The sequence below is a fragment of the Halorubrum orientale genome (assembly GCF_059623105.1).
In genome coordinates this window covers 203,795-230,474 of the sequence record NZ_JBSPSR010000004.1, presented here as the reverse complement: position 1 = coordinate 230,474, position 26,680 = coordinate 203,795, and the positions used below count along the sequence as shown (strand labels likewise).

The 26,680-nt window shown below is 66.6% G+C and carries 31 protein-coding genes and 1 tRNA gene; 15 read left to right on the top strand and 17 right to left on the bottom strand.

Going from position 1 to position 26,680, the window contains the following annotated elements:
- Positions 1-16 precede the first annotated feature (16 nt).
- Positions 17-346: a DUF2065 domain-containing protein gene (locus ACWUI7_RS06075; protein ID WP_496641325.1), complete on the bottom strand. Its 330-nt coding sequence runs from the start codon at positions 344-346 to the stop codon at positions 17-19.
- A 124-nt stretch (positions 347-470) separates the two neighbouring features.
- On the opposite strand from ACWUI7_RS06075, the gene ACWUI7_RS06070 reads away from it, so the two are divergent.
- Positions 471-962 (top strand): DUF309 domain-containing protein, encoded by a 492-nt coding sequence (locus ACWUI7_RS06070; RefSeq protein ID WP_496641324.1) that lies wholly within the window; start codon positions 471-473, stop codon positions 960-962.
- 24 nt (positions 963-986) lie between these two features.
- Here ACWUI7_RS06070 and pepF read toward each other — a convergent pair whose 3' ends face one another.
- On the bottom strand, positions 987-2,786 hold the full coding sequence (gene pepF, locus ACWUI7_RS06065) for an oligoendopeptidase F (protein WP_496641323.1): 1,800 nt from the start codon (positions 2,784-2,786) through the stop codon (positions 987-989).
- Between the two features lie 24 nt (positions 2,787-2,810).
- Positions 2,811-3,299 carry a ribosomal protein S18-alanine N-acetyltransferase gene (rimI, locus tag ACWUI7_RS06060; RefSeq protein ID WP_496641322.1) on the bottom strand — a complete coding sequence of 163 codons (489 nt, stop codon included), beginning with the start codon at positions 3,297-3,299 and terminating at the stop codon, positions 2,811-2,813.
- A gap of 162 nt (positions 3,300-3,461) precedes the next feature.
- Here rimI and ACWUI7_RS06055 point away from each other — a divergent pair, with 162 nt between their 5' ends.
- Together ACWUI7_RS06055 and ACWUI7_RS06050 are read left to right on the top strand one after the other, a co-directional pair.
- Positions 3,462-4,085 (top strand): TetR/AcrR family transcriptional regulator, encoded by a 624-nt coding sequence (locus tag ACWUI7_RS06055; protein ID WP_496641321.1) that lies wholly within the window; start codon positions 3,462-3,464, stop codon positions 4,083-4,085.
- Between the two features lie 57 nt (positions 4,086-4,142).
- Positions 4,143-4,215 (top strand) — tRNA-Arg (locus ACWUI7_RS06050).
- Between the two features lie 451 nt (positions 4,216-4,666).
- Here the strand turns inward: ACWUI7_RS06050 and ACWUI7_RS06045 are convergent.
- The 3 genes from ACWUI7_RS06045 to ACWUI7_RS06035 all read right to left on the bottom strand — a co-directional run bounded on the left by ACWUI7_RS06045 (position 4,667) and on the right by ACWUI7_RS06035 (position 8,013).
- A complete protein-coding gene (locus tag ACWUI7_RS06045; RefSeq protein ID WP_496641320.1) occupies positions 4,667-5,125 on the bottom strand; it encodes a hypothetical protein in 459 nt (152 codons plus the stop codon).
- A 56-nt stretch (positions 5,126-5,181) separates the two neighbouring features.
- Positions 5,182-5,736 (bottom strand): diadenylate cyclase, encoded by a 555-nt coding sequence (locus ACWUI7_RS06040; RefSeq protein ID WP_496641319.1) that lies wholly within the window; start codon positions 5,734-5,736, stop codon positions 5,182-5,184.
- A 66-nt stretch (positions 5,737-5,802) separates the two neighbouring features.
- Complete coding sequence (locus tag ACWUI7_RS06035; protein WP_496641318.1) at positions 5,803-8,013, bottom strand: cryptochrome/deoxyribodipyrimidine photo-lyase family protein; 2,211 nt, start codon at positions 8,011-8,013, stop codon at positions 5,803-5,805.
- Positions 8,014-8,769: 756 nt separating this feature from the next.
- Between ACWUI7_RS06035 and ACWUI7_RS06030 the strand changes: the two genes are divergently transcribed.
- The 6 genes from ACWUI7_RS06030 to ACWUI7_RS06005 all read left to right on the top strand — a co-directional run bounded on the left by ACWUI7_RS06030 (position 8,770) and on the right by ACWUI7_RS06005 (position 13,576).
- A complete protein-coding gene (locus ACWUI7_RS06030) occupies positions 8,770-8,988 on the top strand; it encodes a YgaP family membrane protein (protein WP_496641317.1) in 219 nt (72 codons plus the stop codon).
- Between the two features lie 254 nt (positions 8,989-9,242).
- Positions 9,243-10,943 (top strand): YcaO-like family protein, encoded by a 1,701-nt coding sequence (locus ACWUI7_RS06025; protein ID WP_496641456.1) that lies wholly within the window; start codon positions 9,243-9,245, stop codon positions 10,941-10,943.
- Positions 10,944-11,010: 67 nt separating this feature from the next.
- Positions 11,011-11,349 (top strand): cupin domain-containing protein, encoded by a 339-nt coding sequence (locus tag ACWUI7_RS06020; protein ID WP_496641316.1) that lies wholly within the window; start codon positions 11,011-11,013, stop codon positions 11,347-11,349.
- A gap of 133 nt (positions 11,350-11,482) precedes the next feature.
- Positions 11,483-12,595 (top strand): beta-ribofuranosylaminobenzene 5'-phosphate synthase family protein, encoded by a 1,113-nt coding sequence (locus tag ACWUI7_RS06015; protein WP_496641315.1) that lies wholly within the window; start codon positions 11,483-11,485, stop codon positions 12,593-12,595.
- 130 nt (positions 12,596-12,725) lie between these two features.
- A complete protein-coding gene (locus tag ACWUI7_RS06010; RefSeq protein WP_496641314.1) occupies positions 12,726-13,013 on the top strand; it encodes a DUF5789 family protein in 288 nt (95 codons plus the stop codon).
- Positions 13,013-13,576 (top strand): adenylate kinase, encoded by a 564-nt coding sequence (locus tag ACWUI7_RS06005; RefSeq protein WP_496641313.1) that lies wholly within the window; start codon positions 13,013-13,015, stop codon positions 13,574-13,576. Before ACWUI7_RS06010 ends, ACWUI7_RS06005 begins: the two co-directional genes overlap by 1 nt.
- 8 nt (positions 13,577-13,584) lie before the next feature.
- Here ACWUI7_RS06005 and ACWUI7_RS06000 read toward each other — a convergent pair whose 3' ends face one another.
- The gene (locus ACWUI7_RS06000; protein WP_496641312.1) at positions 13,585-14,484 is read right to left on the bottom strand and encodes an SDR family NAD(P)-dependent oxidoreductase; all 900 of its coding nucleotides are present in this window, start codon (positions 14,482-14,484) and stop codon (positions 13,585-13,587) included.
- Between the two features lie 117 nt (positions 14,485-14,601).
- On the opposite strand from ACWUI7_RS06000, the gene ACWUI7_RS05995 reads away from it, so the two are divergent.
- The 5 genes from ACWUI7_RS05995 to ACWUI7_RS05975 all read left to right on the top strand — a co-directional run bounded on the left by ACWUI7_RS05995 (position 14,602) and on the right by ACWUI7_RS05975 (position 17,468).
- On the top strand, positions 14,602-14,928 hold the full coding sequence (locus ACWUI7_RS05995) for a transcription factor S (RefSeq protein WP_496641311.1): 327 nt from the start codon (positions 14,602-14,604) through the stop codon (positions 14,926-14,928).
- A 483-nt stretch (positions 14,929-15,411) separates the two neighbouring features.
- A complete protein-coding gene (locus ACWUI7_RS05990) occupies positions 15,412-15,795 on the top strand; it encodes an ArsR/SmtB family transcription factor (protein ID WP_496641310.1) in 384 nt (127 codons plus the stop codon).
- Positions 15,792-16,070, top strand: coding sequence for a DUF7521 family protein (locus tag ACWUI7_RS05985; RefSeq protein ID WP_435161439.1), 279 nt, complete (start codon positions 15,792-15,794; stop codon positions 16,068-16,070). Before ACWUI7_RS05990 ends, ACWUI7_RS05985 begins: the two co-directional genes overlap by 4 nt.
- A gap of 54 nt (positions 16,071-16,124) precedes the next feature.
- Complete coding sequence (locus tag ACWUI7_RS05980; protein WP_496641309.1) at positions 16,125-16,829, top strand: helix-turn-helix domain-containing protein; 705 nt, start codon at positions 16,125-16,127, stop codon at positions 16,827-16,829.
- A 72-nt stretch (positions 16,830-16,901) separates the two neighbouring features.
- Positions 16,902-17,468, top strand: a complete 567-nt coding sequence (locus ACWUI7_RS05975) for a DUF1684 domain-containing protein (protein WP_496641308.1) — start codon at positions 16,902-16,904, stop codon at positions 17,466-17,468.
- Between the two features lie 9 nt (positions 17,469-17,477).
- On the opposite strand, the gene ACWUI7_RS05970 is transcribed toward ACWUI7_RS05975, so the two are convergent.
- The 10 genes from ACWUI7_RS05970 to ACWUI7_RS05925 all read right to left on the bottom strand — a co-directional run bounded on the left by ACWUI7_RS05970 (position 17,478) and on the right by ACWUI7_RS05925 (position 25,137).
- Positions 17,478-18,359: an HpcH/HpaI aldolase family protein gene (locus ACWUI7_RS05970; protein WP_496641307.1), complete on the bottom strand. Its 882-nt coding sequence runs from the start codon at positions 18,357-18,359 to the stop codon at positions 17,478-17,480.
- Between the two features lie 99 nt (positions 18,360-18,458).
- Positions 18,459-18,725 carry an elongation factor 1-beta gene (locus tag ACWUI7_RS05965; protein ID WP_496641306.1) on the bottom strand — a complete coding sequence of 89 codons (267 nt, stop codon included), beginning with the start codon at positions 18,723-18,725 and terminating at the stop codon, positions 18,459-18,461.
- A gap of 1 nt (position 18,726) precedes the next feature.
- Positions 18,727-18,906 carry an HVO_2753 family zinc finger protein gene (locus ACWUI7_RS05960; protein ID WP_435161434.1) on the bottom strand — a complete coding sequence of 60 codons (180 nt, stop codon included), beginning with the start codon at positions 18,904-18,906 and terminating at the stop codon, positions 18,727-18,729.
- A gap of 107 nt (positions 18,907-19,013) precedes the next feature.
- Entirely contained in the window at positions 19,014-20,246 is a 1,233-nt protein-coding gene (locus ACWUI7_RS05955) for a tripartite tricarboxylate transporter permease (RefSeq protein ID WP_496641305.1), read from the bottom strand.
- Between the two features lie 113 nt (positions 20,247-20,359).
- Positions 20,360-20,554 carry a 30S ribosomal protein S17e gene (locus tag ACWUI7_RS05950; protein WP_435161432.1) on the bottom strand — a complete coding sequence of 65 codons (195 nt, stop codon included), beginning with the start codon at positions 20,552-20,554 and terminating at the stop codon, positions 20,360-20,362.
- A 65-nt stretch (positions 20,555-20,619) separates the two neighbouring features.
- Positions 20,620-21,300 carry a DUF447 domain-containing protein gene (locus tag ACWUI7_RS05945; RefSeq protein ID WP_496641304.1) on the bottom strand — a complete coding sequence of 227 codons (681 nt, stop codon included), beginning with the start codon at positions 21,298-21,300 and terminating at the stop codon, positions 20,620-20,622.
- Entirely contained in the window at positions 21,297-22,325 is a 1,029-nt protein-coding gene (locus ACWUI7_RS05940; RefSeq protein ID WP_496641303.1) for a triphosphoribosyl-dephospho-CoA synthase, read from the bottom strand. The genes ACWUI7_RS05945 and ACWUI7_RS05940 overlap by 4 nt, the downstream gene beginning before the upstream one ends.
- Complete coding sequence (locus ACWUI7_RS05935) at positions 22,322-23,167, bottom strand: tRNA-dihydrouridine synthase (protein ID WP_496641302.1); 846 nt, start codon at positions 23,165-23,167, stop codon at positions 22,322-22,324. Before ACWUI7_RS05935 ends, ACWUI7_RS05940 begins: the two co-directional genes overlap by 4 nt.
- Entirely contained in the window at positions 23,164-24,159 is a 996-nt protein-coding gene (cofD, locus tag ACWUI7_RS05930) for a 2-phospho-L-lactate transferase (RefSeq protein WP_496641301.1), read from the bottom strand. The genes ACWUI7_RS05935 and cofD overlap by 4 nt, the downstream gene beginning before the upstream one ends.
- Positions 24,160-24,216: 57 nt before the next feature.
- Positions 24,217-25,137 carry an isoaspartyl peptidase/L-asparaginase gene (locus tag ACWUI7_RS05925; protein WP_496641300.1) on the bottom strand — a complete coding sequence of 307 codons (921 nt, stop codon included), beginning with the start codon at positions 25,135-25,137 and terminating at the stop codon, positions 24,217-24,219.
- A 270-nt stretch (positions 25,138-25,407) separates the two neighbouring features.
- Between ACWUI7_RS05925 and icd the strand changes: the two genes are divergently transcribed.
- Complete coding sequence (gene icd, locus ACWUI7_RS05920; protein WP_496641299.1) at positions 25,408-26,670, top strand: isocitrate dehydrogenase (NADP(+)); 1,263 nt, start codon at positions 25,408-25,410, stop codon at positions 26,668-26,670.
- The last annotated feature ends 10 nt before the right edge of the window (positions 26,671-26,680 follow it).

Sequence of the window (26,680 nt, the reverse complement as noted above, 5' to 3'; positions counted from 1 at the left end):
TTCGGTCGTCGGTCGCTCACGCCGACGCGTCGACCGTCTCGTCGTCGGCTGTGTCCTCGACGACCGCTTCGTCGGCCCGCCCCGCGACGGTCTCCATCGCGTACCCGGCGATACCCGCCGCAGCCGTCCCGATGCCGATCGCGCGCAGCTGCCGGCGGTATTCGGGCGTGGCCTCGAGCTCACCTGTGTTTTCGAAGTTCTTCGACAGCATCTTTTTGATCAGCCGAACAGACAGCGACGGCGCGAGCGCGGTGAGCAGTCCCTGCCCGATCACAAGCAGCGACCCGAGCTTGCGCTTTTCGCCATCATCCATCCCCGTACACGGCGTCTCGATCGAATCGAACATACGCTATGATACGTCGGTCGCCGGTATGAAAATTGCGCGTGTTCTACATAATCGGGTATGGAACCGTGGCGTGTCCTGGGCGTGCCGGCGAAACCGTTAGCACGTCGCGAACGAGACGAACCGTATGGACGATCACACCCGCGATCCCGACGTCGCGCCCCCGGCGGTCGGCGCCCCGACCGGGTGGTGTCCCGACCGCGTGGCCTCCAACGGGTGGGAACACGGGACGCTTCGACGGGCGGTGGTCCACGGCGTTCGGCTCTACAACGACGGCGCGTACCACGAGTCCCACGACTGTTTCGAAGACGAGTGGTACAACTACGGCCGCGGCTCGACCGAGAGTGCCTTCCTCCACGGGATGGTCCAAGTCGCCGCCGGGGCGTACAAACACGTCGACTTTCTCGACGACGACGGCATGCAGTCGCTGTTCACCACGGCGCTGCAGTACCTCCGCGGGGTTCCGGCCGACTACTACGGTGTCAACGTTTCAAACGTTCGCCACGCCCTCGCGCTAGCACTCAGAGACGCCTCCCGGCTCGACGGGTGGCAGATCACCCTCGACGACCACCGTCCCACTGCGGGTGACGACAGCTACGCCTACGCTGCGCTTCGGTGAGACCGACCCGGGGCCAGTGCTCGCTCACGCGAGGTTGAGTAGCGTCGCGATCTCCTCGAGGTACGTCTCGTAGATGCCCACGGCCGACTCGATCGGTTCGGGGCTCGCCATGTCGATGCCGGCGCGCTCAACGACCGCAAGCGGGTAGTCGGCCCCGCCCGCGGCCAGCATCTCGCGGTAGTCGGCGGCGGCCGGCTCACCCTCGGTGAGGATCCGCTCGACGATCGCCGCCGCCGCAGAGATACCGGTCGCGTACTGGTAGACGTAGAAGTCGTAATAAAAGTGCGGAATACGCTGCCACTCGCGCTTGATGCCGCCGCCCAGCTCGGCCGGCTCGTAGTACGTGCCCTTCAGCTCGGCGTACATCTCGTCGAGTGCGTCTGGGGTCAACGCCCCGCCGTCTTCGACGCGCTCGTGGATCTGTTGTTCGAACGTCGCGAACATCGTCTGGCGGAACAACGTCGACCGGAACCGCTCGAGGTACTCGTCGAGCACGTGTGTCCGGAGCACCTCGTCGTCGACCGTCTCGAGCAGGTGGTGGGTGAGCAGTGTCTCGTTCACGGTCGAAGCGATCTCCGCGACGAAAATCTCGTAGCTCGCGTCGTGCCACGGCTGGGCGTCCGCGGCCAACTCCGAGTGCATCGAGTGGCCGAGCTCGTGGGCCAGGGTGTACATCGAGGCTACGTCGTCCTGGTAGTTCATCATGATGAACGGCTGGGTGTCGTACGTCCCCGACGAGAACGCTCCAGAGCGCTTCCCGCGGTTCTCGTACACGTCGACCCACTGTGACTCGAGCCCTGCTTGCATCCGTGACTGGTACGCCTCACCCAACGGCTCGACCGCGTCTGTTACCCACTCGACCGCCTGCTCGTAGGAGACGTCGGGGCCTTGGTCACCGGTCAGCGACATGTAGAGGTCGTGGCTCTGGAGCGTGTCGACGTCGAGGGCAGCTCGCTTCAGCTCTGCGTGCCGGTGGAGGACGTCGAGGTTGTCGTCGACGGTCTCCACGAGCGTGTCGTACACGGCTCCTGGGACGTTCGGTCCGTCGAGTGCAGCCGCCCGGGCGCTCCCGTAGTCGCGGATCTCCGCGCTTGCGACGTGTTTGCGAACTGCCTTCTCGAGTGCCGTTCCAACCGTGTTCCGCACGCTCGCCCACTCGTCGTAGAACGTCTCGTGGACCCGCTCGCGGAACGCACGGTCCGGGTTCGTCTGAAGCTTGGTGAAGTTCGCCTGGGTGATCTCGACGTCGTCGCCCTCGGGGCCCTCGACGACGCCGTAGCGCATGTCCGCGTTCGTCAGCATTGAGTAAATCTCACTCGGCGCGCTCGTGACCTCGGAGAGGTCTGCGAGGACCTCCTCTACGGCGGCCGACCGCGTGTGCGGTTTCGTCCGCAACACGTCATCGAGGTAGTGGTCGTACTCGGAGAGCCCGGGCGCGTCCGATTTGAACGCCGCGACCTGCGACTCGGTCAGCGACTGCAGTGCCGGCCGCAGGTACGAGATGGCACTCGAGGCCGTCGACTGGAGCGAGGACGCCTTCGCCGACATCGCTTGATACGTCTGATTGCGGGTGTCCTCGGCGCTGCGGAGCCGAGCGTACACGGCGACCTGTGAGAGATCCCGGAACACCGCTTCACGAAGCTCGAGCAGTTCGAGCAGCGTCTCGGCGTCTTCGGTCACGCGCCCCTCGTACGCCCGAAGTTCGTCGATCCGCCCCTCGACGTCGACGTACGCCGCCTCCCACGCCTCGTCGTCGGCGTACACGCTTTGGAGGTCCCACTTGTCTGTGTCGTCGATCTCGGACCGCTCGGGAACCGAACTCATACCGATCCCTGAACCCCGCGAACACTAAGCCTTGTCAACCGGCGAACCGCTCGCCCACGTCCCGAGGTCGACAGCGAGTACGAGCGCGTCCTCACCGTCGCGGTAGTACCGACGCGCCCGTCTAATCGGCTCGAAGCCCTCTGAGGCGTACAGCGATCGGGCGACTGCGTTGCCCTCGCGGACCTCGAGTTTCGCGACCGCGGCCCCGTGTGTACACAGTCGGGTGAGACCAGCGTGCAGGAGCTGCCGCCCGAGGCCGCGACCCCGGGCGTCCGGCCGCACGGCCAGGTCTTTGATGTGGCCGATGTCCCGGCCTGCATTTGGGGTGACGTCGGCGACGACGTAGCCGCAGACCTCTCGGTCGCACTCGGCGACGAGAAACGCCGGCGCATTGAGCAGCCGCTCGAAGGCGTCGTACGGCCAAGGGTCGTCGAAGCACGCCCGCTCGATGCGCACCACCGTGAGGAGGTCGGCGCGCTCGACCGGCCGGATCGCCGCCGCGTCGGGTGTCACACCACTCGTTCGGCTGCCGCGTGAATAAACGCGACGGGGTAGTGCTCGTGCCGCTGGCTCCCCTCGTGGCACACGAGAACGGAACACGTTTTTATTCGTGGTTCACAGAGAGCACAGCATGAGCGTCGCGCGATCAGCTACGTCCGCCGGTGTGTCGTCGTGATGAGCCGGTTTTCGCCGGCCGACAGAGAGCGGATTCGATCGGACCTCGTCGTCGAGGGCCGCGAGCTGTTCGCTCGCTTCGGCTTCGAGCGAACACGGGTGAAAGACGTCACCGACGCGGTCGGAATCGGCACGAGCACTTTCTACCAATTTTTCGACTCGAAGGCGGCGCTGTACGCCGCGGTGCTCAGAGCCGAGCGCGAGGAGCTCGAGGCCCGTGTCGACGCGGCCGTCTCCGGTGCGGACACCCCGCGTGAGGAGGTGGCGACGATGCTTCGGACGATGTTCACCGAGGTCCGGTCGAACCCGCTCGCCTCGCGGCTCATCGTCGACGGCGAGCTCCACCTCCTCGCCGACCAGCTTTCCGAGTCGGAGCGGCAATCCATTGGCTCTGACACCCACGAGACCGACCTCCCGTACGCCGAACGGTGGGCCGCGATGGACGCGTTCCGATACGACGACCCCGACCTCATCAGCGGGTTGGTTCGGTCGCTCGTGTTCGTCACCCGCGCCAACGACTCATCCATCGACGCACTCCACGTCTCTGCGTACGAGGACGTCGAGTCCCGGCTCATCGAGACGCTCGTCGACGGGCTCTTCGAGCCGGACGCTGATGCGGGGTAATCGGCACCTCGCCCCGTGTCAGAAGCATTAAACAGCCGCCACCAGTACTGCCGCCGAGGGCGCGTAGCTCAGCGGACAGAGCACTTGGTTCCGGACCAAGATGCCGCGGGTTCAAATCCCGTCGCGCCCGTTCCTTCGCTTCGCTCAGTCACGGGCGCGACTGACCCACGCTCGCTACGCTCGCGTGGATCCCGTCGCGCCCTGTGTTGCTTTATGTCGATGCACATCCGTTAGACGGTAGTACATCGGGTATCACCAACGCCACCGGATACGAGTGATTTCGGTATGATACGTAACAGGGGTCGGAGCCTTCCTGTAGGTTTCTTATCAGTGAGCTGTTGACCACCAAGACGACCTGTGTGAGTGGGGAGCAGATGTGACGGACAAATTCTTGACGGAGTTCGAATCATGGTATTTCGGCTTCTCGGATCCAACTGATCGCTGACTCTACCGATGTGATGAACTCACTTTGTAGGTGTGTTCCATTCGAAAGAACTTGTCGGACGCACCCCCCTCCCCCAGGTTCTATTTTGCGTACGAGTCTTGTTTTTGCCAGCCATCACCGATCCACCCCGAACCCCTCACGTCGGGAGCGCGGTGAACAGCGCGACGATGGCGACGACGAGGACCGCCCCGAGCACGGTGACGATGTAGAACACGACCGTGACGCCGAGCCCAGCGATCGCCCGACGCGTCAGCCACGGGTCGGTCGCGGACAGCCGGTCGCCGATGAGCCCAGCAGCGACGAGTGCCACGGGGTAGCCGATCACGAGCGCGACGAGTCGCCCCGCACGGAACTGCGGGTCGGCCGCCGTCGACCCGATCTGCAGTACCTGCCACCCGATGAGGACGAGCGCCCACTGGCCGACCGCGACCACCACCGCGAACAAGAGATAGTTCACCGCTAGTCGATCAGTCGGCCACCGTGTGAGTCGGGTGTAGACGGGCCCAATCTCGAGAAGCGGGAGACACCCGAGTGCCACGATACCGACACCGACGAGGTACTGCGCGACCGTCGTTAGGATGCTACCGAGTGACATGAAGGGGGCCACGTGCGGTCGTGTACACCGCCGATCGGATACTGCTGTCGGTCTCGTCAGCTCGGCCGCCACCGGCCGCCAATCTCGCTGCGAGGGTAATCCTGATACTCCCCGTCGAAGAACGTGGTGACCCGCCCGTCCTCTTCGCTGAGCGTGATCGCCCAGATGACCTCCTCACGGAGTGAGGTCTCCAGCGCGCTCAGGTGTTTCGTCCCCATCCATTCGGTCGGCGTGACGTCGGTGTTCTCGGTCGCGCTCGGCCGTGACGGATTCCGCACACGCACCATCTGTTGCTGGATCGTCCCGTCCGCGGTGACGACGACCGCACCGTCTCGCGTGAGCGCGACGTCGCGGGCGACCTCGGTGAACTTGTCCAACGAGTCGGTGACGAGTTGACAACGGTCCGTCGGCCACTCGTTGCCACCGAGCGGGTCGGTGTAGTGATCGAAGCTCATCTCGGCGACGATGAGTACGTAGAGACTGGGTCCAGAGACGTGCGGTTCGTCCCACCGGTCGAAGTTCAGACTCAGCGACTCGGCGGCGTACCGAACCTGATCCATGAGCGCCTGGCTCGTCGCGAATCGCTTTTGCACCCGGTCGAGCGCATCCATCGAGATATCGGATTACACACCCCTAAACGGATGAATCTTGTCCACCTTCCAACGCTTCGCGAGCCCTTACTCGAAGTCGTGCACCCGGGTCTGGCCGGTCGACCGCCTCGACGTCTCGCCCGACGAACCGTCGGCCGTCCTGTCCGCACTCTTCTCGCTGTCGTCGCCCTTGCCGCTGTCGTCGCGCTTCTCGCTGTCGTCGCCCTCCCCGCTGTCGTCGCGCTCGACACGCGCCGAGCCTCCGGGTGCGGCCGCGCGGTCATCGGGTGAGGGGTCACCCGCGTGGCGTCCGACGCCCGTCGGGAGCGTTACCTGCCGATCCGGGTCGGACGGGTCAGCCGCGCTCGCTCCCGCCGGTGGCGCGTTCGCTAACGTCGTGTTCGCTGACGTCGTGTTCGCTGACGTCGCCTCCGACTCGGAACTGGACCGATCGTCGGCGTCTACACCTGATGTCTCCTCGGCGACCGCCTCGAGCGAGAGCTGTGTTCCGTCGGGGGCGTCGGCTGCGGCATCGCCGTGGGCGTCTGCGATCGCGCGTGCGGCGTTGTATCCGCCCGAGAACGAGGCGCGCTTTGCGATTGCCGGGCGGCGAAGCTCCCGGGCGGCCGCGGCGCGCCGGGTCTCGTATCGAGACCAGAACTGCTCGCGTCTGGCCTCGAAGTCGACGATCGGTCGCGGGTACGTCTCGCCGACGTGGACGCCACACGCTCGTTGGACCGCGATCGGCGTCTTCTCGGGTTGGTCGAGAAACTGGCTCGGCAGATCGGCGAGCTCTGGCACCCACCGTGTGATCCACTCGCCGTCGGGGTCCTGGTCGCGGACCTGCTTTCGCGGGTTGTACACGCGCTGGGATGGCCTCCCGATAAGCCCTGCCTGGCTCTGCCACTGCGTGTAGTTGATCCCGACGTCGCTGTCGAGCAGGTGGTGGTGATACCAGTCTGCGCCGATCCACCACGGCTGGTGTAACACGTGTGTAAACATCGATGCGCACATCGCGCGCATCCGGAAGTTGAGCCACCCGGTCTGCCGGAGACACCGCATCGACGCGTCGACCATCGGAAACCCCGTCTGTCCGCGCTTCCAGGCGGTCACGAGCTCGTCGTCGCGGTGCGGCTCGTTTTGGCCTTCGAATGCTGGGTTGACCGCACGCTCTGTCCACCCCGGCCAGTCGACCAGCTTCTGATTGTAGTGGAGGTTCCAGAACAGCCGACTCTCGAACATCGACGCCCCCCGGCATGACGGCGCGTGTTCGGTGACGTACTGATACACCTGCCGAACCGACAACAGCCCGAAGTTGAGGTACGGTGAGAGGCCACTCGTTCCCTCTCTTGCGTCTTGTGGCGCCGAGATGGCGCTGGGATACGACTGAATCCGGTCTGTGAACGCGCATAACGCGGCGTTCGCGGCGCGGTGTGTCCCTGTGGGGACCTGCGTCTTCGTTGGCGTGATATCGAAGTGACGGTCCACCGCTGCCGGGGTGACCCCAGTCTCGATCGTGACGCGGCGCGTCTCGGTGGCGTCCCACGCAGGGTCGTGTTGGGGTGATTCGAGCCACTCCGTAACGTGTGTCTGCCAGTTCGATCGCGACCATTCTTCGCCGCGGACGAGCCCGTCACCAGAGACAAACGTGACCGCGTCTCCACAGGCGTCCCGAACCCGCTCGTCTCGTCGCTTTCCGTACCGGCTCGTCGGTGTGGCCATCGTCACGACGGTCCAGCCCTGCTCGACGAACCGAGCCAGGAGCTCGACCGGATCGCCGTAGCCGAACGTCATCCCCGGCGATTCTGGCCGGCGAAGGGTGTCCGGTGGCGTCACAGCTGAACCAGTCGACATCGAGTCGGTGTCGGTCGATGTCGCGTCAGTCTCTGCTGATCTGTCCGACGAGTCTGCCGCCATCATCGCCTCGGCGCGGGCTGTCGTGTCCCCTGTTTTCACCCGTGTCTCCTGTGCAGGTGTCGAGGCGTACACGCGGTCGAGACTCGTGACCGCTTCTTCGAGGACCCGGATCCGGGCGTCACACGCCAGTCCGTCTCTCCCGTAGAACGCCGGGTCGAAGACGAAAAGCGGGCAGACCGCGTCGCCATCGGCGACCGCTTGTGACAGCGCCCGGTGGTCGTCCACCCGGAGGTGTTTCCGATGCCAGACCACGACACCGGTCGGGTCGGGGGCGTCACAGACCGCGTCCGGTGTCGGGATCACCGACGGAATGGGGGCCGACCGAGGCGCACCCTCGGCGGGTTCGACAGCTATCGACCGACCCCCCTCACGATCGGCCATACCTGTGGTCTCGTCCGGCATCAACGAGGACAGTACCACCGGCTGGTGCTTCAATTCGTCGCCCACATGGCCCACGATTGACATCCTCCTCCGCGTAAACGCGGAGGAATCCTGAGTGTTGGAGATTTCAGGTTTGCAGTCCCACCGAGCATCCAACCAGTACGAATCTGAAGGGATGCTCATGGTCTAAGCGGGTGGGACTGCTGGGAGTGCCAAGCCCCCGGTACTCCTATCCTCGACCGCGTTCGACCCTCGTGGTTGTTTTTGCCCGGCGAGGGTCGAGTGGGCGTCAACGAACTCGGAGTTACTTTGAGCCTTCTTACAGCAGTCAACTCCAGTCGAACCCTGTGAGGGTTCGCCGGTTATTGACTGGTTCCGATTACTGTTTGATTGCTTGGGGCGGGCAGGCCGCCATCGTAGGACAAGGCAGAATCACTCTGTTCTCGCCTGATTCCTATTTCTACTAACGGTTGCCCGCCAATTGAAACTACTGATTAGAAATCTCGGGCTAGCAGTCGAACGTGGATTGCCTCCGATGTGTCAGATTCATCCTGACCCTAAAGGGTCAGGTATTCTCCTCGATTTTTTATAAGCGCATCTCGGTGCAACGTTGAACAGCCGTGACTGCACGCGCTTACCCGCCGTGACTGCACGCGCTTACCCGCCGTGAACCGCCACGTTCGACACTCACTTGCCCCTCCCGCCGGAACGTACAAACACGACCGGGACGAGTACCGGATGTCCACGAGGATTCACATGAACCGCAACGTTGGCCGTGTCGACGCCGGTGCCCGTGTCGTGAGTGGGCTCGCGATCCTCGTGCTCGCATACTACACCGCGGCCGGCGTGGTGAGCGTCCCGGTCGGCTCTGCGGTCGGACTCGGTATCGTAGGCGGGGTCCTCGTACTCGAAGGTGTCACTCGACGCTGTCTGTTGTACCGCATACTTGGGATCGACCGCTGTCCGGTTGAGTGATCGGTCGGTCTTCGCCCACCACGCCCGCCACGCTCACCACGCCTGCCACGCCCACCACGCCCGCCACGCTCACCACGCCTGCCACGCCCACCACGCCCGCCACGCTCACCACGCCTGCCACGCCCACCACGCCCGCCACGCTCGTCACACTCGCCACGCCCGTTCCCCACGCTGCTGGTGGCCTTGGAGCGACCGCGGTCTCAGTTCGGCCGACTCCCTGCGGCTTTTTTACCGCCCCACCCGTCGCCGCGACCATGGATATCGGAGTTGTCGGCGACGGTCCCGCGGCCGAGGCCGTCGAAGCCGCCCTCGGCGACGTCGACGTGAACGCGTTCTCGGTCGAGCCATCACTGCTCGACGGATTCGACCTGGCGGTGGTGGTCGCGACCGCCGGCTCGCCGGCGTTTGCGGCCGCGAACGAGCGGCTTGACCGCTGGGTCGCCGTCGAGGTCGGCGGCGTCGGCGGCGTCGCACTCACCGACGTCGACGCCGCGGTAACCGTCTTCGAGGAGGCCTGTTACGACTGCCTGTGCACCCGCGTCGCGAGCGGCACGACCGACTCGTCGGAGACGGCCGACGCGCCGACCGGCACCCGATCTGCGGTGCGATACGCCGGCGCGTTCGCGGGCCGCGCGGTCGTGCAACTCCTCTCCGGTGGGTCCGTCGGCGACACGGTGCGTGAGGTCCCTGGGCCCACCCGGCACCTGCTCGCCGTTCCAGGCTGTTCGTGTGGCGACGTTCCCGACGCGGCGCTCCCGCGAGCGGACCGAACACGGTCGGTATCGGCGGCGATCGAACGGGCCGAGCGGGCGGTCGACGCTCGGATTGGGCTCCTCACCGAAGTGGGCGAGCGCGAGTCGTTCCCTGTGCCGTACTACGTCTCGCGGCTCGCCGACACGGCACCGTTCTCGGACGGCAGTGCGGCCGCCTTCGCCGGCGGGGCAGCCGACGACTGGGACGTCGCGTTCATGAAGGCTCTCGGCGAAGGACTCGAACGCTACGCGGCGGGAGTGTACGACTCCTCGACGGTCACGACTGCACCCGCGGCCGACGTCCAGAATCCGATCGCGCCCGACGCGTTCGTCCGTCCAGACGATGCCACCCGGTACGACCCTGATGACCGGCTGGCGTGGGTTCGCGGCGAGACCCTTGCGACCGGGGCGGTGCGACATCTCCCCGCCGAGTTCGTTCACTTTCCACCGCCAGAGCGTCGCTACCGCCCGCCGATCACAACCGGGCTCGGACTCGGTAACAGCGGTCCGGAGGCGGCGCTCGCTGGGCTCTACGAGGTCATCGAACGCGACGCAACGATGACGACTTGGTACGCCACGACGGAGCCGCTCGGACTCAGCGTCGACGACCCGGTGCTCGACCGACTGCGAAAGCGCGCTCGTGCGGAGTCGCTGTCGGTGTCGACCCTCCTCGTGACCGGTGACATCGACGTCCCCGTCGTCGCTGCCGCGGTCCACCGCGACGGCGACTGGCCGCGATTTGCTGCGGGGTCGGGCGCGAACCTCGATCCGGCCGCTGCCGCGCGCAGTGCCGTCGCAGAGGCGCTACAGAACTGGACGGAACTCCGATCGATGGGCAAAGAGGGAGCCGACGACGCGGGCGCAGCGATCGGCTATCACGCCGACCGCCCGCCACAGACGGCAGCGTTCTTCGATCCGGCTACGACCGTCGACGCCGAGGGGATCGGTGAGCCGGACCTCGACGGTTCGGCTGCACTCGAGACAGTCGTTGAGCGGGTTCAGGCCGCTGGGCTCTCGCCGGTCGCCGCTCGACTCACGACTTGGGACCTGGTGACGCTCGGCTTCGAAGCGGTTCGCGTCTTGGTCCCCGGCGCACAGCCGCTTTTCACCGGTGAGCCGTTCTTCGGCGACCGCGCCCGCGACGTCCCCCGCTCGATGGGATACGAGCCGGCACTCGATCGGCCGTACCATCCGTTCCCATAGCGCTAGCGTTGCGGCCCCGTTGTCGTGTGACCCGGACACTTAGGATGGGTGCGGTCACAGGATGTGCATGGAGATCGTGACCGACGAACACGTCGAGCCAACGGAGGCGATGCCCGGCGTGCATCTCACGCAGGGCGCCGCCGGCGAGCAAGCGAGCATCCAGCGCTTCCAAATCGAGCCCGGAGCGACCGTTCCCGAACACACCCATCCACACGAGCAGATCGGGACGGTCACCGGCGGGGTGCTCACCCTCGTCGTCGACGGCGAGGGTCGGCCCGTTCGTGCGGGCGACACGTTCGTTATCCCGGGCGATGAGCCGCACGCCGCCAGAAACGACGGCGACCGGCCGGCAACCGGCGTCGAGGTGTTCTCGCCGGCGCGTCCGAACCCGGACTGGGAGTCTTGACTTCCTCCCACGACTGAACTCGTTGGCTCTCTCCTCGGTTCTCTGCAGCCGGCGTCACCGCTTTGGTGTGACACCGCGGCGACCCTCGCCGCCGTCGCGACGTCTTTTGTGTTCGCGGCCCGTGTACTCATGTATGGTTCGCGTGAGCGCCGGCGCCCGACTCCACTTCGGGTTTTGTAGTCTCAGCCTGTCGTGTGATCGGCTGTACGGTGCGCTCGGACTCGCGCTCGCGGCACCGCGTGTGACGATCGACGCGGAGCCGGCCACGTCAATCGGGGTCAACGTCGACCTCGTCAGTGAAGGTAACCTCGTCAGTGAAGGTAACCTCGTCAGTGAAGGTAACCTCGTCAGTGAAGGCGACTTCGCCAACGAAGGGGGGTTCGTGGGTGATGTCGGCACAGACGACGATAGGACAGACCGCAACGCGTTGCGGGCAGACGTCCGCGAGTACGCCGCCCGTGCAGTCGACCTCCTCGGCGTCCCTGGTGCGGCACTCACCGTACACACTGTGCTTCCACGACACGCTGGGCTCGGCAGCGGGACCCAACTCGCGGCGACGACGCTCGCAGCGATCGCGCACGCCCACGACGAGGAGCCGGCGGTCCGCGAGCGGGCACCGGCACTCGGTCGGGGCGGTCGCTCGGGTATCGGTGTCGCCGCCTTCGAGGATGGCGGGTTCGTCCTCGACGCTGGCCACTCGACCGCCCGGTTCACCACCGATCGGCCAGCCGACGGCGAGTGGACCGTCCCACCGGTCGCCGCACGCCATGCCGTCCCTGCGGACTGGCGGCTCCTCTTGGTACACCCTGATGTGGCACCTGGTCGCAGCGGCGCCGACGAGGACGCCTCGATGCGAGCCGCCGTCGAACGAGCCGACCCCGGGCTCGCCGACCGGGTGGCAGGGGTCGTGACTCGGCGCGTGCTTCCGGCGGCCGCGACGGGTCGGGCGGAGGCGTTCGGCGCCGCGGTCGAACGCGTCGGGCGACTCAACGGCGCGTGGTACGCCGACGAGCAGGGCGGCGTGTACCGTCCGCCGGTCGGGGACGTGGTGGCGGCACTCGGCGAGTCGTCGGCGGTGTTCGGCGCGGGACAGTCTTCGTGGGGCCCGATCGTCTACGGCGTCACCGATGCCGAACGGGCGGAGGCGGCGACAGAAGCCGGGCGACAGGCCCTCGCGACCGCCGGCGTCGAAGGGACTGTCGCCGTGGTTCGAGCGGCCAACGACGGCGCACACGTCGAGCGGTAGCCACGAGTGGCGAGAGAGGAGCGTGCGGCAAGCGGGAGACAGTACCGTCTCGTCGCCGCGTGAGCCGCGGGCTGTCGTGCGCCGAGAGGGCGACCCCACTACTAAGACGGTTGGGCCCCTCCAATCTATCATGCGCCTTTCAGAGACCCGCGATCTCTTCGCGCGCCGTCTCGACTTTCCGGTCACGTGTGACGCCGTTCGGGAGTCGGTTGGTGAGACGGAACTCGAAGCGCCGACGGGTGGAAGCGAGCGAATAAATGAAATTCTCGACCGCTGTGGTACCGACGAGTTCGCCTCGCCGGACGAGTTGTACGGGACGCTCATGACGTTCGTCAGCGACGAATTCATCGGCCGGAAGTACTATGACGACCGCGGATCCTCACCGACCGCGCCGGGCGACGAGGAGGTGCAGTTCTGATGGCGGTCACCCTGCTTTCTGGCGTTACCGGCGTTGGCCTCACCAGCATCTGTCAGCGCGTCCGCGCCGAACTCGACGACGGGTACCTGTTGCTCAACTTCGGTGATATCATGCTCGAAGAGGCAGCCACGCGGGATATCACCACTGACCGGGGTGACCTCGCGACACTCTCACAGCGACAGATTCAGCGGCTCCAGCGCCGAGCGGGCGAGTACGTGGCCGACGCCGCGGCTGACACCGACGTGCTCCTCTCGACACACCTCACCGTACAGACGGACCACGGTTACATTCAGGGACTGCCAGACAGCGTCCTCCGCGATGTCGCCCCGTCGACCGTCGTTCTCGTCGAAGCCGCCCCCGAGACCGTCTTGGAGCGCCGAGCGGAGAGTGGTCGGCGCGTCGAAGACGTGACCGAACGGCAGATCGAATTCGAGCAAAGTCTCAATCGAACGGCGGCACTTGAGTGTGCGCGCGCCCGCAACACACCCGTCCAGTTCGTCGAGAACGAGGGGCGCGTGAGCGAGGCAGTCGAGGCGGTCGTCGAGACGGTCGACGCTCGGTGACTGAAGCCTCAGGTGTCGGCGAGCGGCTCGTCGATGTCCACCAGTTCTGCGGACCGTTTCCAGAGGTCGCGGGCGGCCTCATCGTTGGTAGCGGCGTCGGCGGGCGTTGCGGGACGCTGACCGGTGAAGTACCGACCAGAGACGTCATCGAGGCGCGGCGCACAGGCGGCAAAGAGCAGCGCGGCCGCCCCGTCGGTGACCGACGTGACGCCTGGAAATCCCTCAAGTAGCCCGGCGAACTTGGATATCGGCCCCGGTAAGAATCTCGTGAAGCCGCTCCCGGGAATCACTCCCGGGTGGACGCTGTTCGACGTCACCGACCGCCCGACACGCTCGAGTCGTTGCGCGAGCTCGCGTGCAAAGAGCACGTTCGCCAGCTTGGCGTGGCTGTACGCCGACAACCCACCGTCAGGTCGCGTGATGCGGTCCAACTCGAGTGTTGCGCCCTGGTGTGCCTCCGAGGCTGTCGTGACGACGCGGGCACCGGGTTCGAGGAAATCTGTGAGTTCGGCTGTGAGCAGATAGGGCCCGAGGTGGTTCACTTGGAAGGTGTACTCGACGCCGCGGTCGGTGAGTCGTCCATCGCGAACGAGTCCGCCGGCATTGTTGATCAGGACGTCGAGACCGCTCGTCTCTGCGCGAACTGTCCCAGCCAGGTCGCGGACCGCGGCCGTATCCGCGTAGTCGGCCGCAATGAACCTGCCCTCGCCTTCGGTCGCTTTCAGTTCCTCGACAACTGCGCTGCCCGCATCGGCGTCTCGCCCGTGGACGATCACGGTTGCGCCAAGGCGTCCGAGTGCGAGTGCCGCCTCACGCCCGATGCCGCTCGTCGACCCGGTCACGAGGGCCCGGGTGCCCGTACAGTCGATGTCCGAGACCCCCGCCAGCGACTCCGGTGGTTCGCCCATGGGTAGTGGTGGGACTGTACGGGGAAAACGGTCCGCACCCGGGCCGGTCCACGCCGCGACGAGCACCGAAGCACCGAAGTCGAAGCGAGCCGTACACACACAATCAGACGTTGTACGATGTTTTGTGACAACTGCGGCTCGATGGTGATCTCCCGTGACGGGGTCATGGTGTGTACGAACGACGCTTGCGGGGCCGAGACCGCGCGCGACGACGAGGTTGCGGCGCAGTTCGAGTCGACGACGTCACAGACCGACGCCGAGGTCATAGAGACCGAAGAAGGGGCGAACTTCGAGGGGAAGCCGACCGCCACCGACGTGGTCTGTGACGGGTGTGGGCATGAGGCAGCGTGGTACACGATCAAACAGACCGGAGCGGCCGACGAGCCGCCGACGCGGTTTTTCAAGTGCAAGCGCTGTGGAAAGCGCTGGCGTGGGTACAACTGAGAGGGGTGTGGATCGATAGCGACGATCGCGGGGCACCCGGGTGCGCGTTCTTTCACACTCTCCCCAACCGATTCTGTACGTTGGTGGTGGCTGTGTGAACGAGGTGACTCCGTGACATCCGGACACCAGTTGGCCACTCCCTCCCCCTATACGTATGTGACAGTGTGAGCAACACGACTCCGTGATACACGGACACTCCTTTCAGCCACACCCTCCCCCTATACGTATGTGACAGTGTGAGTAACACGACTCCGCGACATCCGGACACCTCTTTCAGCCACATCCTCCCCAACCGATTCGCGAGTCGCCGGCGGCGACTCGCTCATCCCTCGCACGCGCTCGCGGGCACGCTTCGCGGCCCGCGAGGCGCGCGCCACCGCTGGTAGGAACACATATTCACGGGAGACCACAGTGGGTTGGTTGTCGCGTCCGCACCGAGCCGATGTTCGATACTTTAAGCCTCCCGAGGTGAGACGTACTCGTATGGTGCGGGACCCGTCGCGCGAGACAGAGCCACCCGCCGTCGACGACGTCCTTGACGCGCTCGCCGACGAGGCCGCACGGCGCATTCTCTCTGCGCTCTCGGAGCCGAAGACCGCGAGCCAACTCTCCGAGGAGTGTGACGTCCCGCTGTCGACGACGTACCGAAAGCTTGAGAAGCTCACCGACGCCTCCCTGTTGGACGAATCAACGGAGATACGCCGCGACGGCCAGCACACGACACAGTACGACGTCGCGTTCAAGGCAGTCTCCGTTTCGATCGACGAGGAGCGGGGCCGCGAACTCGTCGTCGAACTCGACCGCCCCGAACGGACACGCGACGAACGACTGGCCGATCTCTGGTCTGAGCTTCGCGAGGAAACATGACTGCACACATCGACTTGACCATCATCGCCGCAAAGACAGCTATCCTCCTTCTGGGAGGCTCAATCACCTACTACGCGCTCCGGGCATTCGGTCGAACCGGCGATCCATCGCTGCGCGCACTCGCCATCGGCTTCGGCGTCGTCACCGTCGGCGCCGCCGTCGGTGGCGTCTCCCACCAGATCATCGGCGCCGACCTCGCCGTGGGGATCGCCATCGACAGCCTGTTGACCGCCGTCGGATTCGCAGTCATCGTCTACTCGTTGTACGTCGAGTGATTCTCAAGCCGTCGAACGGTAGCCTTTTGCGCGCCTCGCTCGTCTCGCCGACCCATGAGTGAGGCCGCACGCGATGAGCTCGCCCGTCGCATTGCCGGCGAAATCGCGCTCAGCGACGACCCGGGAGCGACCCTCCGCAAGTGGCGAACCGACTTTGACGTCTCACAGACCGAGCTGGCCGACCAACTCGGCGTCTCGTCGTCAGTCGTCTCCGACTACGAGAGCGGTCGCCGTGAGAGCCCGGGGATCGGCGTGGTCCGCCGCACCGTCGAGGGACTACTCGATATCGACGAGCAGCGCGGGGGCGGCCGGCTCCGACAGTACGCCCGCGTGCTCTCGGCCGGTTTCGAGAGCGATATCGTTCACGACCTGCGAGAGTACGCGGCCGCGGTCCCCCTTGAGGTGTTCTACGAGGCGATGGGCGCGACGGAGGTCGTTCGTGGCGACCGCGACCGGGTAAACGGACACACCGTCATCGACTCCATTCAGGCGATTACCCGCCTTTCGAGCGAGGAGTTCTACCGGCTCTACGGACAATCGACGAACCGCGCGCTCGTGTTCACGCAGGTCACCCGCGGGGAGTCACCACTCGTCGCGATGCGCGTCGTCAGCCCGACCCCTAACGCGGTGGTCCTTCACGGCATCGACGCCGAAGACCTCTGGGACCACGCGGGCGACCTCGCCCGGGTCGACGGCTTCTCGCTCGCGACCTCGACCCGAGACCTCGACGATTGTTTGGCGGACTTGCGTGCGCTCTAGCCCGGAGTCCACCTCGTCACGCGAGGCCTCTCTGATCGAGGAGCTGAAACCGCTGGCGCACCGTCTTCTGGTATGTCAGACCCCGCCGCCGAAGATGACGCCTCGTACGCCGACGACCTCCGTGTGAACCGCGAAGAAAAAGACGCCTTCTTCGCCGACCACCCGCAGTCGCCGATCCACCCCGACCACCGCGACGCGTTCGACGGACTCGCGTACTTCCCGCCCGACCAGACCTACCGCGTCGACGCCACCGTGACTGTCCACGACGATCCCGAGCCCGTCGAGATGGAGACGACCGCGAGCAACCCGGTCCGGTATCTGCGGGTCGTCACGTTCGAGTTCACGCTCGATGGCGACGCCTACACGCTCGCCGGCTACCGTCAGGCAGACGAGACGGGCGCGATCTTTGTCCCCTTCCGCGACAAGACGACCGGCCAGCAGACGTACCACCACGGGCGATACATGGAACTGGAGCCTGACGAGCCGCTCGCCGACGGTGACGACGTCATCGTCGACTTTAACCTCGCGTACAACCCGTTTTGTGCCTACAGCGAGACGTTCTCGTGTCCGCTCCCGCCCGAAGAGAACTGGCTCGAGACGGTCATCCCGGCCGGTGAGAAGACGCCTGATCTCGCGTAGCCAGCCTGTCTACACACCCTCCCGATACCGCTCGATCGCTCGGTCCGCACCTGACGCGAGAAAGCCAAGATCTGTGCCGACGATCAAAAAGTCGTAGCCCGCATCACTCCAGTGGTCGATCAACGCCTCGCTCGTCGCCAGCGTTCCCACTGGGACCCCGGCGTCGTTCGCGGCTGTGATCGTCTCTGTGACCGCCCCCTCGACCACGGGGTCATCGTACGCACCGAACCGTCCGTGTGACGCCGAGAGATCGGCCGGTCCCACGAACAGCGCGTCGATTCCGGGCACGCTCGCAATCTCGCCGGCTGACGCCACTGCTGTCGGCGTCTCGATCTGTGCGATCACCGCGATCTCCTCGGTCGCCGTCTGTACGTACTCACCGAGCCGACGACCGTACGCCGACGCCCGACTCCCAGCGACGCCTCGCTGGCCCCGAATACCATCCGCGTCGACGCGGTCGGCCGCAGCCGATCGGTCGGCGTCGCCGTCAGTCCCGCCTGCGTCCATGCCGTCCCCCGTGCCGCCGTCGGCATGGCCCCCCGCCTCGTCCATCTGCGGTGGGTACCGGCATGCCTCGACGAACGCTCGGGCCGCCGCCGGCGTGTCGATCTGTGGCGCCATGATCGCTGCCGGCCCGGCGTCGAGGACGCGTTTTACCCGCGCTGGCTCGACGTCGGCGACGCGCACCAGTGCCTCGGTGTTGCCCGGGGCCGCCTCGACTGCACGAAGCATGTCAGTGATCGACTCAGCCGTCGCCGCGGAGTGTTCAGTATCGAGCGTGAGGAAGTCGAAGTCTGCGGTCGCCATCGCCTCGGCGACGTCCGTCGACGGCAGCGCACACCATCCACCGATCGGTCGCTCGCCGTGGCGAAGCTTGCGTTTGAGCTTCATACTCTCTGTTCTGTGACCGGGAACAAAAGGATCGGTTCGGCGGCGGTCGGCGGGGGGTACCCTGCCGACGCGTGGGTACAGGCGACTGGTAGCGTCCGTCTAGAGGCGGCCGACGCTTTCGACGGCGACCGATTCGACGTCTTCGACGTCCGCGAACGACTCCTCAACGGCCTCCGTCCCACCGGCGTCGTCGGGGACGATAACGGTCGGTAACAGCGCGACGAGCCCAAACGCGACGTCGTCGCGCTCGAACCCACGGATACGCGCGCCCTGTGGCAAGGCCTCCTCAAGCTCGTCTTCGAGTCCGTCGAGGTTGACGTCTGGGCTGTTCGGCATCACCTTGATCTTCGCGGCAACGTCGCCCATCTCAGGGCCCCCGGAAGCCACACTGCCGGCACTCGTAGAGGTTGCTCTGCTTCCGGCACTTCGCACACCGGTAGATCGTCGTCCCACAGTCCGGGCAGGCGAACTGCGCCGCGTTCATCCCGGACACCTGGATGCCACAGGAGATACACTGCGGTGTCTGCTGGCGTTCGGTATCGCTCATACCCCAGTGGACCGGCGCGTGACGTTTAACCGTTGTTCTTTGCCTTCGCCCCACGAGAATGACACGCACGATATTGTCATCTGTGCCACCGCCATCTGCGCTGTCACTCACAGCAGTAGCGGCCCGATGAGCACTCCCATCAAGTGTACTCGACGCGCCCCGAGCCGTGGCGGCACGAGCCCGAGGACGGCCGCGACGACGAACACCCCGACGCCAACTGTCCCCGCGAACGCGTACGAAATAGCGACAAGCAGGCACAACACGCCGATGGAGAGCGTCGTGTAGTCTGCGGTGCCGACCACCCGAAGGTAGCGGTCGCCGACGAGTAAGACGAGCGTGAATCCACAGATCGCGGCGATTGCGACCGCGGTGAGGAGGATAGGGAGCGCGAGCGGGACTGCGGCCTCCTCGAGTGCGACCGTCACCCCCGTCCGTGGGGTCCCGAGCGCGACGAGCGCGAACAACGCAAAGACCGTGGTGGCCGTGTTTGCACCGCTCGTCGCGACCACGAACCCGCGGTCGGCCTCTCGACGCGGCACGAGCGGGAGTGCTGCGACCGCCGCGATCGCGGCCGAGACGCCCGGGATATATCCGACGACTGCACCGGCGAGTGACCCGGCGGTCGCGCTGACGCCGAGGTCGCGCCGCCCCATGGTGAGCCTGGCGTCGGACTGCGGCGGCACGCCTTCTCCGCCGAGAGCGTCGACGAGCACCGGCGCGCCGAACAGCCCCGAGAACACCGGGGCCAACATCCCACCGGTGTCGAGTGGTGCTGCCGGGTCGACGTCGAGGGTCGCGACCCCGAGTGCGGCACTCGCGAGAAACGAGCAGAGCCCGCCGACCGCGGACCGCTTCGACGACTCGGTGAGAACGAGTCCAGCGACGATGCCGCCGAGGATGAGCGGGAGGTTCGCCCGGACGTGTGGATACGCACGGACCATCAGCCAGGTGATCGGAACGGCGAGCGGCACCGCGAGCGCAACCGCGAGCCCGGACCCGACCGCGGAGAGCCGGAGCGCCTCACGACCCCGTCCGGCGACCACGAGTCGGTGGCCGGGGAGCGCGGCAACCGCTGTCGCGGCGTCCGGGACACCGAGTGCGAGCGCCGGCACGATATCGAGGAAAGAGTGCACGACGCCGGCACCGACGATCGCGACCCCGATCAACAACGGGTCGGCGTGGAGCCCGGGCGCGACCCCCGCAAGCAGGAGCGCGAAGTTGTTGGCGTGGATGCCCGGTATCAGTCCACTCACGGTGCCGAGTGCGACGCCACCGAAGAGAAACGCGAGCGCAGCCGCGGTGAACCCCGGGTCGACGACCGGCCGCACGAGCGCGTCCATCCCGGCGAAGTGGCTTCGGTATGAGTGATAAAGGGATCGTGACTGGTCGTTGGCCACGCCAGGTCGTCGCATCGCTCCCGCTGTGGTGCGTCCCGGAGAACTCGACTCGCCAATTACGCCGACGCCGCCGACTGGGACTTCTTCTGGGTGATGTAGCCGGCGATGCGGTTGCGGACGCCCTTCGATTCGACCGTGGTCAGCGTCTCGACGCTCTCTTTGTTCGTCTCGAATTCCGTGTTAAACGACTCTGGGTACTGCTCTAAGAGGATCGTCGCGAGCTGTTTGATGTACTTGGGCTTGATTGCCATGTCGAAGCGTATCCTCGGCCCGAACTAAAAGGGTTCGTTCCGCCGCGAGCGGCCGTCTGGGTGGCTCACGCCGTGCCGTTCGCGTCGTCAGAGTCCGTATCGTCCGAGGCGGTGTCGTCCCCGCGACCGCGCCAGCCGGTGGCCTCGTCGATCCGGGCGAACGCCTCGCGTTCTTTTACCCCACCACATCGGTCGACGACGTCGGCAGCGTACCGGAGCCGATCGAGGAGCGCGGCCGTCTCAGCCGACGGCACGTCGAGTCGCGAGGCGGCCACCGCGGCGTCAACCACTGCGCCGAACCCGCGGTTGATTGTCGGGACGCGTTCCGTGCGGACTGCGTCCTCGCTCGGGTCCAGTGCCCAGGTGCGAACGGTCGTCTCGCCCATCGTCTCGCGGTCGACTTCGTTTGCCGTCACCTCGACCCAGGCATCGGCGTTCGGCAGCAGCCGGTCGTCCGCCTCGTAGACGGTGAGTGCTGCGTCAACGAACTCCCGCGGGTCGACCGTGAATTGGATGACGCCGCCCCCCCGCTCGGAGAAGTTCCGCCAGGTTCGTGTCCGGCCGTACGTCCGCGCGGTGACTGGTTTCTCGGCTGCGCCCGGCCCTTCGGATACGCCCGATTCTGCTGCTGTTGTCGGCGCGTGGAGCCCGAGCGCGGCGAAATTCCACCGGTCGTTCGGCCCCAGCGTTGCGACGACCGACTCCGTGACGCCGCGAAGCTCGACCGGCCATGCAGCCGAGTTCACGCGTCTCCCTCCGGCGTGTCGCCGTCGACTGAGACGCCGCGACGAAGCGCGACGTACAGCGCCGCGCAGGTGAGGTCGGCTGTCGTTCCCGGATTGATTTCCTTGTCGACGAACGCCGCTGCTAGCGTCGCCGCCTCGTCTCGGTCGACGCCGTGGACTGTTGCTGCAGCCGGCGGTGGGCCGCCTCGCCAATCGGTGACCTTGTCGGTGGGCTCCCGCTCCCACTCGTGGTCGGGTTCGACCACTGCTCTCGCCCGTGCGGTGGTTTCTCGGGCGACTGCCGGGCCGTGTGCCGTCGCGACGAGCGTGTCCGGCTCGGTCGCGAGCAACCCGAGGAATGCCCGCGCAGCCCGGTCGGTGATTGGCCCCGTGTCGGTCGCGATCCACTCGGCGGCCCGAAAGGTTCGGGGAAAGCCCTCGACCCACTCTTGCGCGTTGCGGTCGGGGATCCTGTCGGCACTGGCGGTATCGTCGATGCCTGCGTTGGCCTCTGGTGCCGCAGACAACGCCAGTACGTCACGCAGCGAGTATCCGCACTCACGAAGCGCCGGTTCTGCCGCGCTCCCTCGGCGCACGTCGAGTGCGGCGGCGTCCGGCGGCGGGTCCGCGACCGCGACGTCGACGTGCTCGAACGCCCGGTAGAACGCGACCGCGTCGTCGACCGTCGTCGCCGCGGTCACCCGGTCTGTGCCCCTCGGCGAAAGATTCGCTGTGGCAGTCGCCCGAAGCAGCGGCACGAGCAACAACAAACACCCGAACTGCGTGTTCGTCCCGGCTCGGTCAGCCATCCCAGCGACTGCGCGCTCGAACGCCTGGCCAACCGACCCGCCGCGGGCGGCCCGTGCGAGCCCCGATCGGGCTCCGACGGCACCCGCCAGGAAGGATTCGAAGTGGAGGTCGGCCAGGTCGCGCTGGCGGTCGACGTTGCCGGGTTTCGGTGTCCCTGCGACCTCCGTGAGCAGTGCGAGGATGGCGTCGTCGACCGCGCCTTGCGGCCCATCACGACTCGTTGACGGAGGGATCACGGCACCTCCGATCGGTCGGGGAGGTCGCGACGGCCGATATGACGCTCGTCGAGCTGACCGGTTCGCCAGTCGTCTACGGCGGTCGCGACCCGCGAGAGGACGACCGGGTCGGTGCTCGGCCGGCCGACGCTCACCGCGTCGGCCCCGTGTCGGGCGTACTCGGCCACCGTTTCTCGGTCCCTGACACCGTTGTTCGCGACGATCCTGAGCCCTTCGGTGTCAATCGTCGCGACGACGGGTTCGCTGTCCATCGTGTCGACGTGGAGCCAGTCCGCTCCCGCGTCGGCGACCCGGTCCGCGACGGCCGCGAGATTGACGCCAGGGACCGCCGCGCGGACCTTCACGCTCGTCGTCACGCCAGTGTCTGTTGCGGCGGCGACGAGCGACGCGAGCTGTGCCGGATCCGTGAGTAACGTCTCCCCGCAGCCGGCCGCACGGAGCTCCGGCTGCCGGCAGTGTGCATTGATCTCACACACGGCGTCGTGTCGCGCACAGACGGCGGCCGCCTCGCGAATCCGTGCCGGCGTCGTGCTCCGGACGTTGACGCCCGGGCGAACCGGGGCGCCGGCGACCGCCCGCAGCTGGTCGTCGATCCACGCGATCGGGTCCTCGGGGAGGAACTCGTCGCGTCCCCGTGAGACGAGGTCGGCGGCCGCGGTACGCGTCGCCGCGTCGAGTGCGATCCCACCCAGCACCGCGCCGTCGACGAACGGGGCTGCAGCGCGCGCCCAGGTGGCGTTTGCCTGCCCGCTGAGGCTCGCCGCGAGGAGGAACGGCCTGGTAGCCGGCCCGTCGGCTGTCGACGCTGACCGGGCGGTGTCGACCCCGCACCCGTCGCTCACGTCGCCACCTCCAGTGCACGTTCACACGCCTGTGAAACCCGCGTTGCGTCGCCCGGCCCGTCGATCGTGATGTCTGTGCGCTCGACCGGGCGATCCAGACGTGTCGGGTCGTCGTCGTCGAGCACGAACGCGTCCGCGAACGAGTACGCCTCGGCGACTCCCGCCGTCGAGGGGTCGAGTCCGACCCCGTCCATGAGCTCCGCGGCTGGACCGGAGTACACCCGATCACCGACGAACGGCGACACCGCGACGACGGGCGTCGCCGCCAGTGCCGCCTCGACTCCCGGAACCGCGAGCATCGGTCCGATACTCGTCACGGGGTTCGACGGCCCGACCACGACTCGATCTGTGAGCGCCTCACGAACCGCGTCCGTCGGTGTCGCCGTCTCGGCGCCTCGGAACTCGACATCGGCGACGCTCGGATCCCCTCGTCTGTCGACCCAGTACTCCTGAAAGTGAAGACACGCGCCCTCAGTCGTGTGAATCAGCGTGGCGACCGGGTCGTCCGACATCGGGAGAAGCTCGACCGTGAGGTCGAACGCGTCGGCGAGCCGGCGGGTGGCAGCCGTGAGCGAGTGGCCCTCGTCGAGGAGACCGGTCCGAGTGAGGTGGACCGCGCGGTCGCGGTCGCCGATCTCCATGAACTCGGCGACCCCTGAGAACCGCCGCCATCGGGCGATGTGTCTTCCGGCCGTCTGTGCGTCGTCGTCGAGGTACCGCGGGCCCGATTCGAGGTCGGCGGCGGCCGCGAGCCGACCGAGTTCTTCGTGCGTCTCGGTCGTGTCGCCGGCGATTCCCCACCAGCGATCGCGGTTGAGCACGTCACCGCCGGCGAACAACACGGTGTCGACGTCTGGACACACGAGGTGGCCGCCGAGCTCGACGTCGTCACCCGTGTTGGCAATGACCGTCGTCTCGGCCGGGTCCCAGACCTGAGCGGCCCCGTCGAGCAGCTTCGGCGTCCCCGTGCCCCCGGCGAGAAACGTAACCATACGCGGCCAACGCGACGGTCGAATTTGTATCCTCGGCCCGACCGCAATGTCTGCGGCTCAGTCGCGTGAGGCAACGCTTGTCTGCATCGCCTCGCTCGTGAACGCGCTCCCGACGTCGGCGTCCGTACAGACGATGACGCCGGCGCTCGAGCCGGTCACGTCGTCGAATCGCGCCATCGCCGTCTCGGCTGCAGTTTGTGCGTCATGGCCGGCCTCGAGGGCGTCTACTGCCAGCCGTGAGAGTGTGACCCGAACAATGTCTTCACCGGCACCGGTCGCGCTCGCACCGCCCGCCTCGGTACAAAAGAAACCCGACCCAACTTGTGGAACGTCCCCGACGCGCCCCGCGAGCGCGAACGAACGCCCGCCGGTCGAGGTGGCGGCCGCGACGGTCTCATCGGTCGCAGCGACGGCGCCGACGGTGTCGTGGTCTGGCGCGCCGGATGCCTCGGTGTCAGCGCCGCTGAGCCGGTCTGTGCTGTCGTCGTGATCTGTGCTAGTTCCGAACCGCGTCTGGAGCCACTCGAGGTGCGTCAGTGGCGGCCCGCTAGGCGGCGACTCGGCTGCGTACCGCTCGCGGGTCGTTTCGGTCAGGAGGTCGACGTCCGTCTCGACGCCGATGGCGTCCGCGAACCCGACGGCGTGGTCGCCCGCGAGGAGCACGTGTGGCGTCTCTTCGAGGACCGCCCGCGCGACGCTCACCGCGTGCTCGACGCCGCGCATCGAACAGACGGCGCCGACCGACCGGTCGGCCGTCATCACCCCGGCATCGGTTCGGACGATCCCGTCCGACTGGACGGCGCCGCCGGTCCCCGCGTTGAACCGTGGGCTCGATTCCAGTGTGCGAACTGCCGACTCGACCGCGTCGAGCGGCGTCGTCGCGTCCACCCCAGCCTCGGCCGCCTCGTTGAGTACCGCCTGTCGAGCGTCCGGCTCGTCTGGCGTGCCGCCGGCTCCGCCGTGGACGATGATGCGCATGGTCGCTTCTCCGCAGGCGATGGTATAAGCCTCCGGATACCGGCGGACTGGCGACACCGATACGGACGCGCACAGTGGCGTTCGTCGTTCGTTTCACCGATGGCCACGGAGACGTGGACAGAGGCACACCGGAATCTATGCCGTTGGACTGAAACGAATCAGTCGTTGTCATCGCTGCTATATGGCCGTCTACGGCCGCTTCGTGGCCGCCTGTGGGGCCGCTTGGAAAACGGCAGGCACTTTACGCCGGTGTGAGAAGCGCCATCCGCCATGAACTACGAGAAGGTCTCGGTTCCCGAAGATGGGGAGCCGATCACGCTCGCCGACGAGGAGACGGGCGAACTCGACGTGCCCGCGAATCCGATCATCCCGATCATCCACGGTGACGGTATCGGAACCGACGTTGGCCCGGCTGCCCAGCAGGTGCTCGACGCCGCCGCCGAGGCGACCGGCCGCTCGATCGCGTGGATGCGGGTGTACGCCGGCGAGAGCGCCCGCGAGAAGTACGACGAGAACCTCCCCGACGACACTGTCTCGGCGATCCGCGAACACCGCGTCGCGATCAAGGGCCCACTCACGACGCCTGTCGGCGCCGGGTTCCGTTCGCTGAACGTCGCGCTCCGGCAGACGCTCGACATGTACGCGAACGTCCGCCCCACCTACCACCTCGACGGCGTCCCGTCGCCCGTGAAGACGCCCGAAGCGATGGACATGATCACCTTCCGAGAGAACACCGAAGACGTCTACGCCGGCATCGAGTGGGAGGCCGGCACCGAGGGTGCAGAACAGGTGCGTGCGTTCCTCGAAGACGACATGGAGGTCGCAGACGTCATTCACGATGGGCCCGTCGGGATCGGGATCAAGCCCATCTCGGAGTTCGGCTCGAAGCGACTCATTCGCGAGGCGATCGACTACGCGCTCGCGAACGACCGCGACACAGTCACGCTCGTCCACAAAGGGAACATCATGAAGTTCACCGAGGGCGCCTTCCGCGACTGGGGCTACGAGCTCGTCGAAGAAGAGTACGGCGACGACGTGATCACAGAAGACGAGCTGTGGGACGAACACGACGGTGTGCAACCCGAGGGCACCCTCGTGGTGAACGACCGCATCGCCGACAACATGCTCCAGCAGCTGCTCACCCGCACCGACGAGTACGAGGTCATCGCGACGATGAACCTCAACGGTGACTACATGTCTGACGCCGCCGGCGCACAGATCGGTGGCCTCGGCATCGCTCCCGGCGCGAACTTCGGTCACGGCCGGTGTCTCGCCGAGCCGGTCCACGGCTCCGCCCCGAAGTACGCCGGTGAGGACAAGGTGAACCCGACCGCGATGATCCTCTCGGGCCGCGAGATGCTCGACTACCTCGGCTGGTCGGACGCCGCCGACCTCGTCCGTGACGCCGTCGAAACGACCATCTCATCGGGGCAGGTCACCTACGACCTCCACCGGCAGATCGACGGCGGCGAGAAGCTCGCAACCAGCGAGTTCGCCGACGCCGTCGTCGAGAACATCGAAACACTGTCGTAGACAGGTTTTT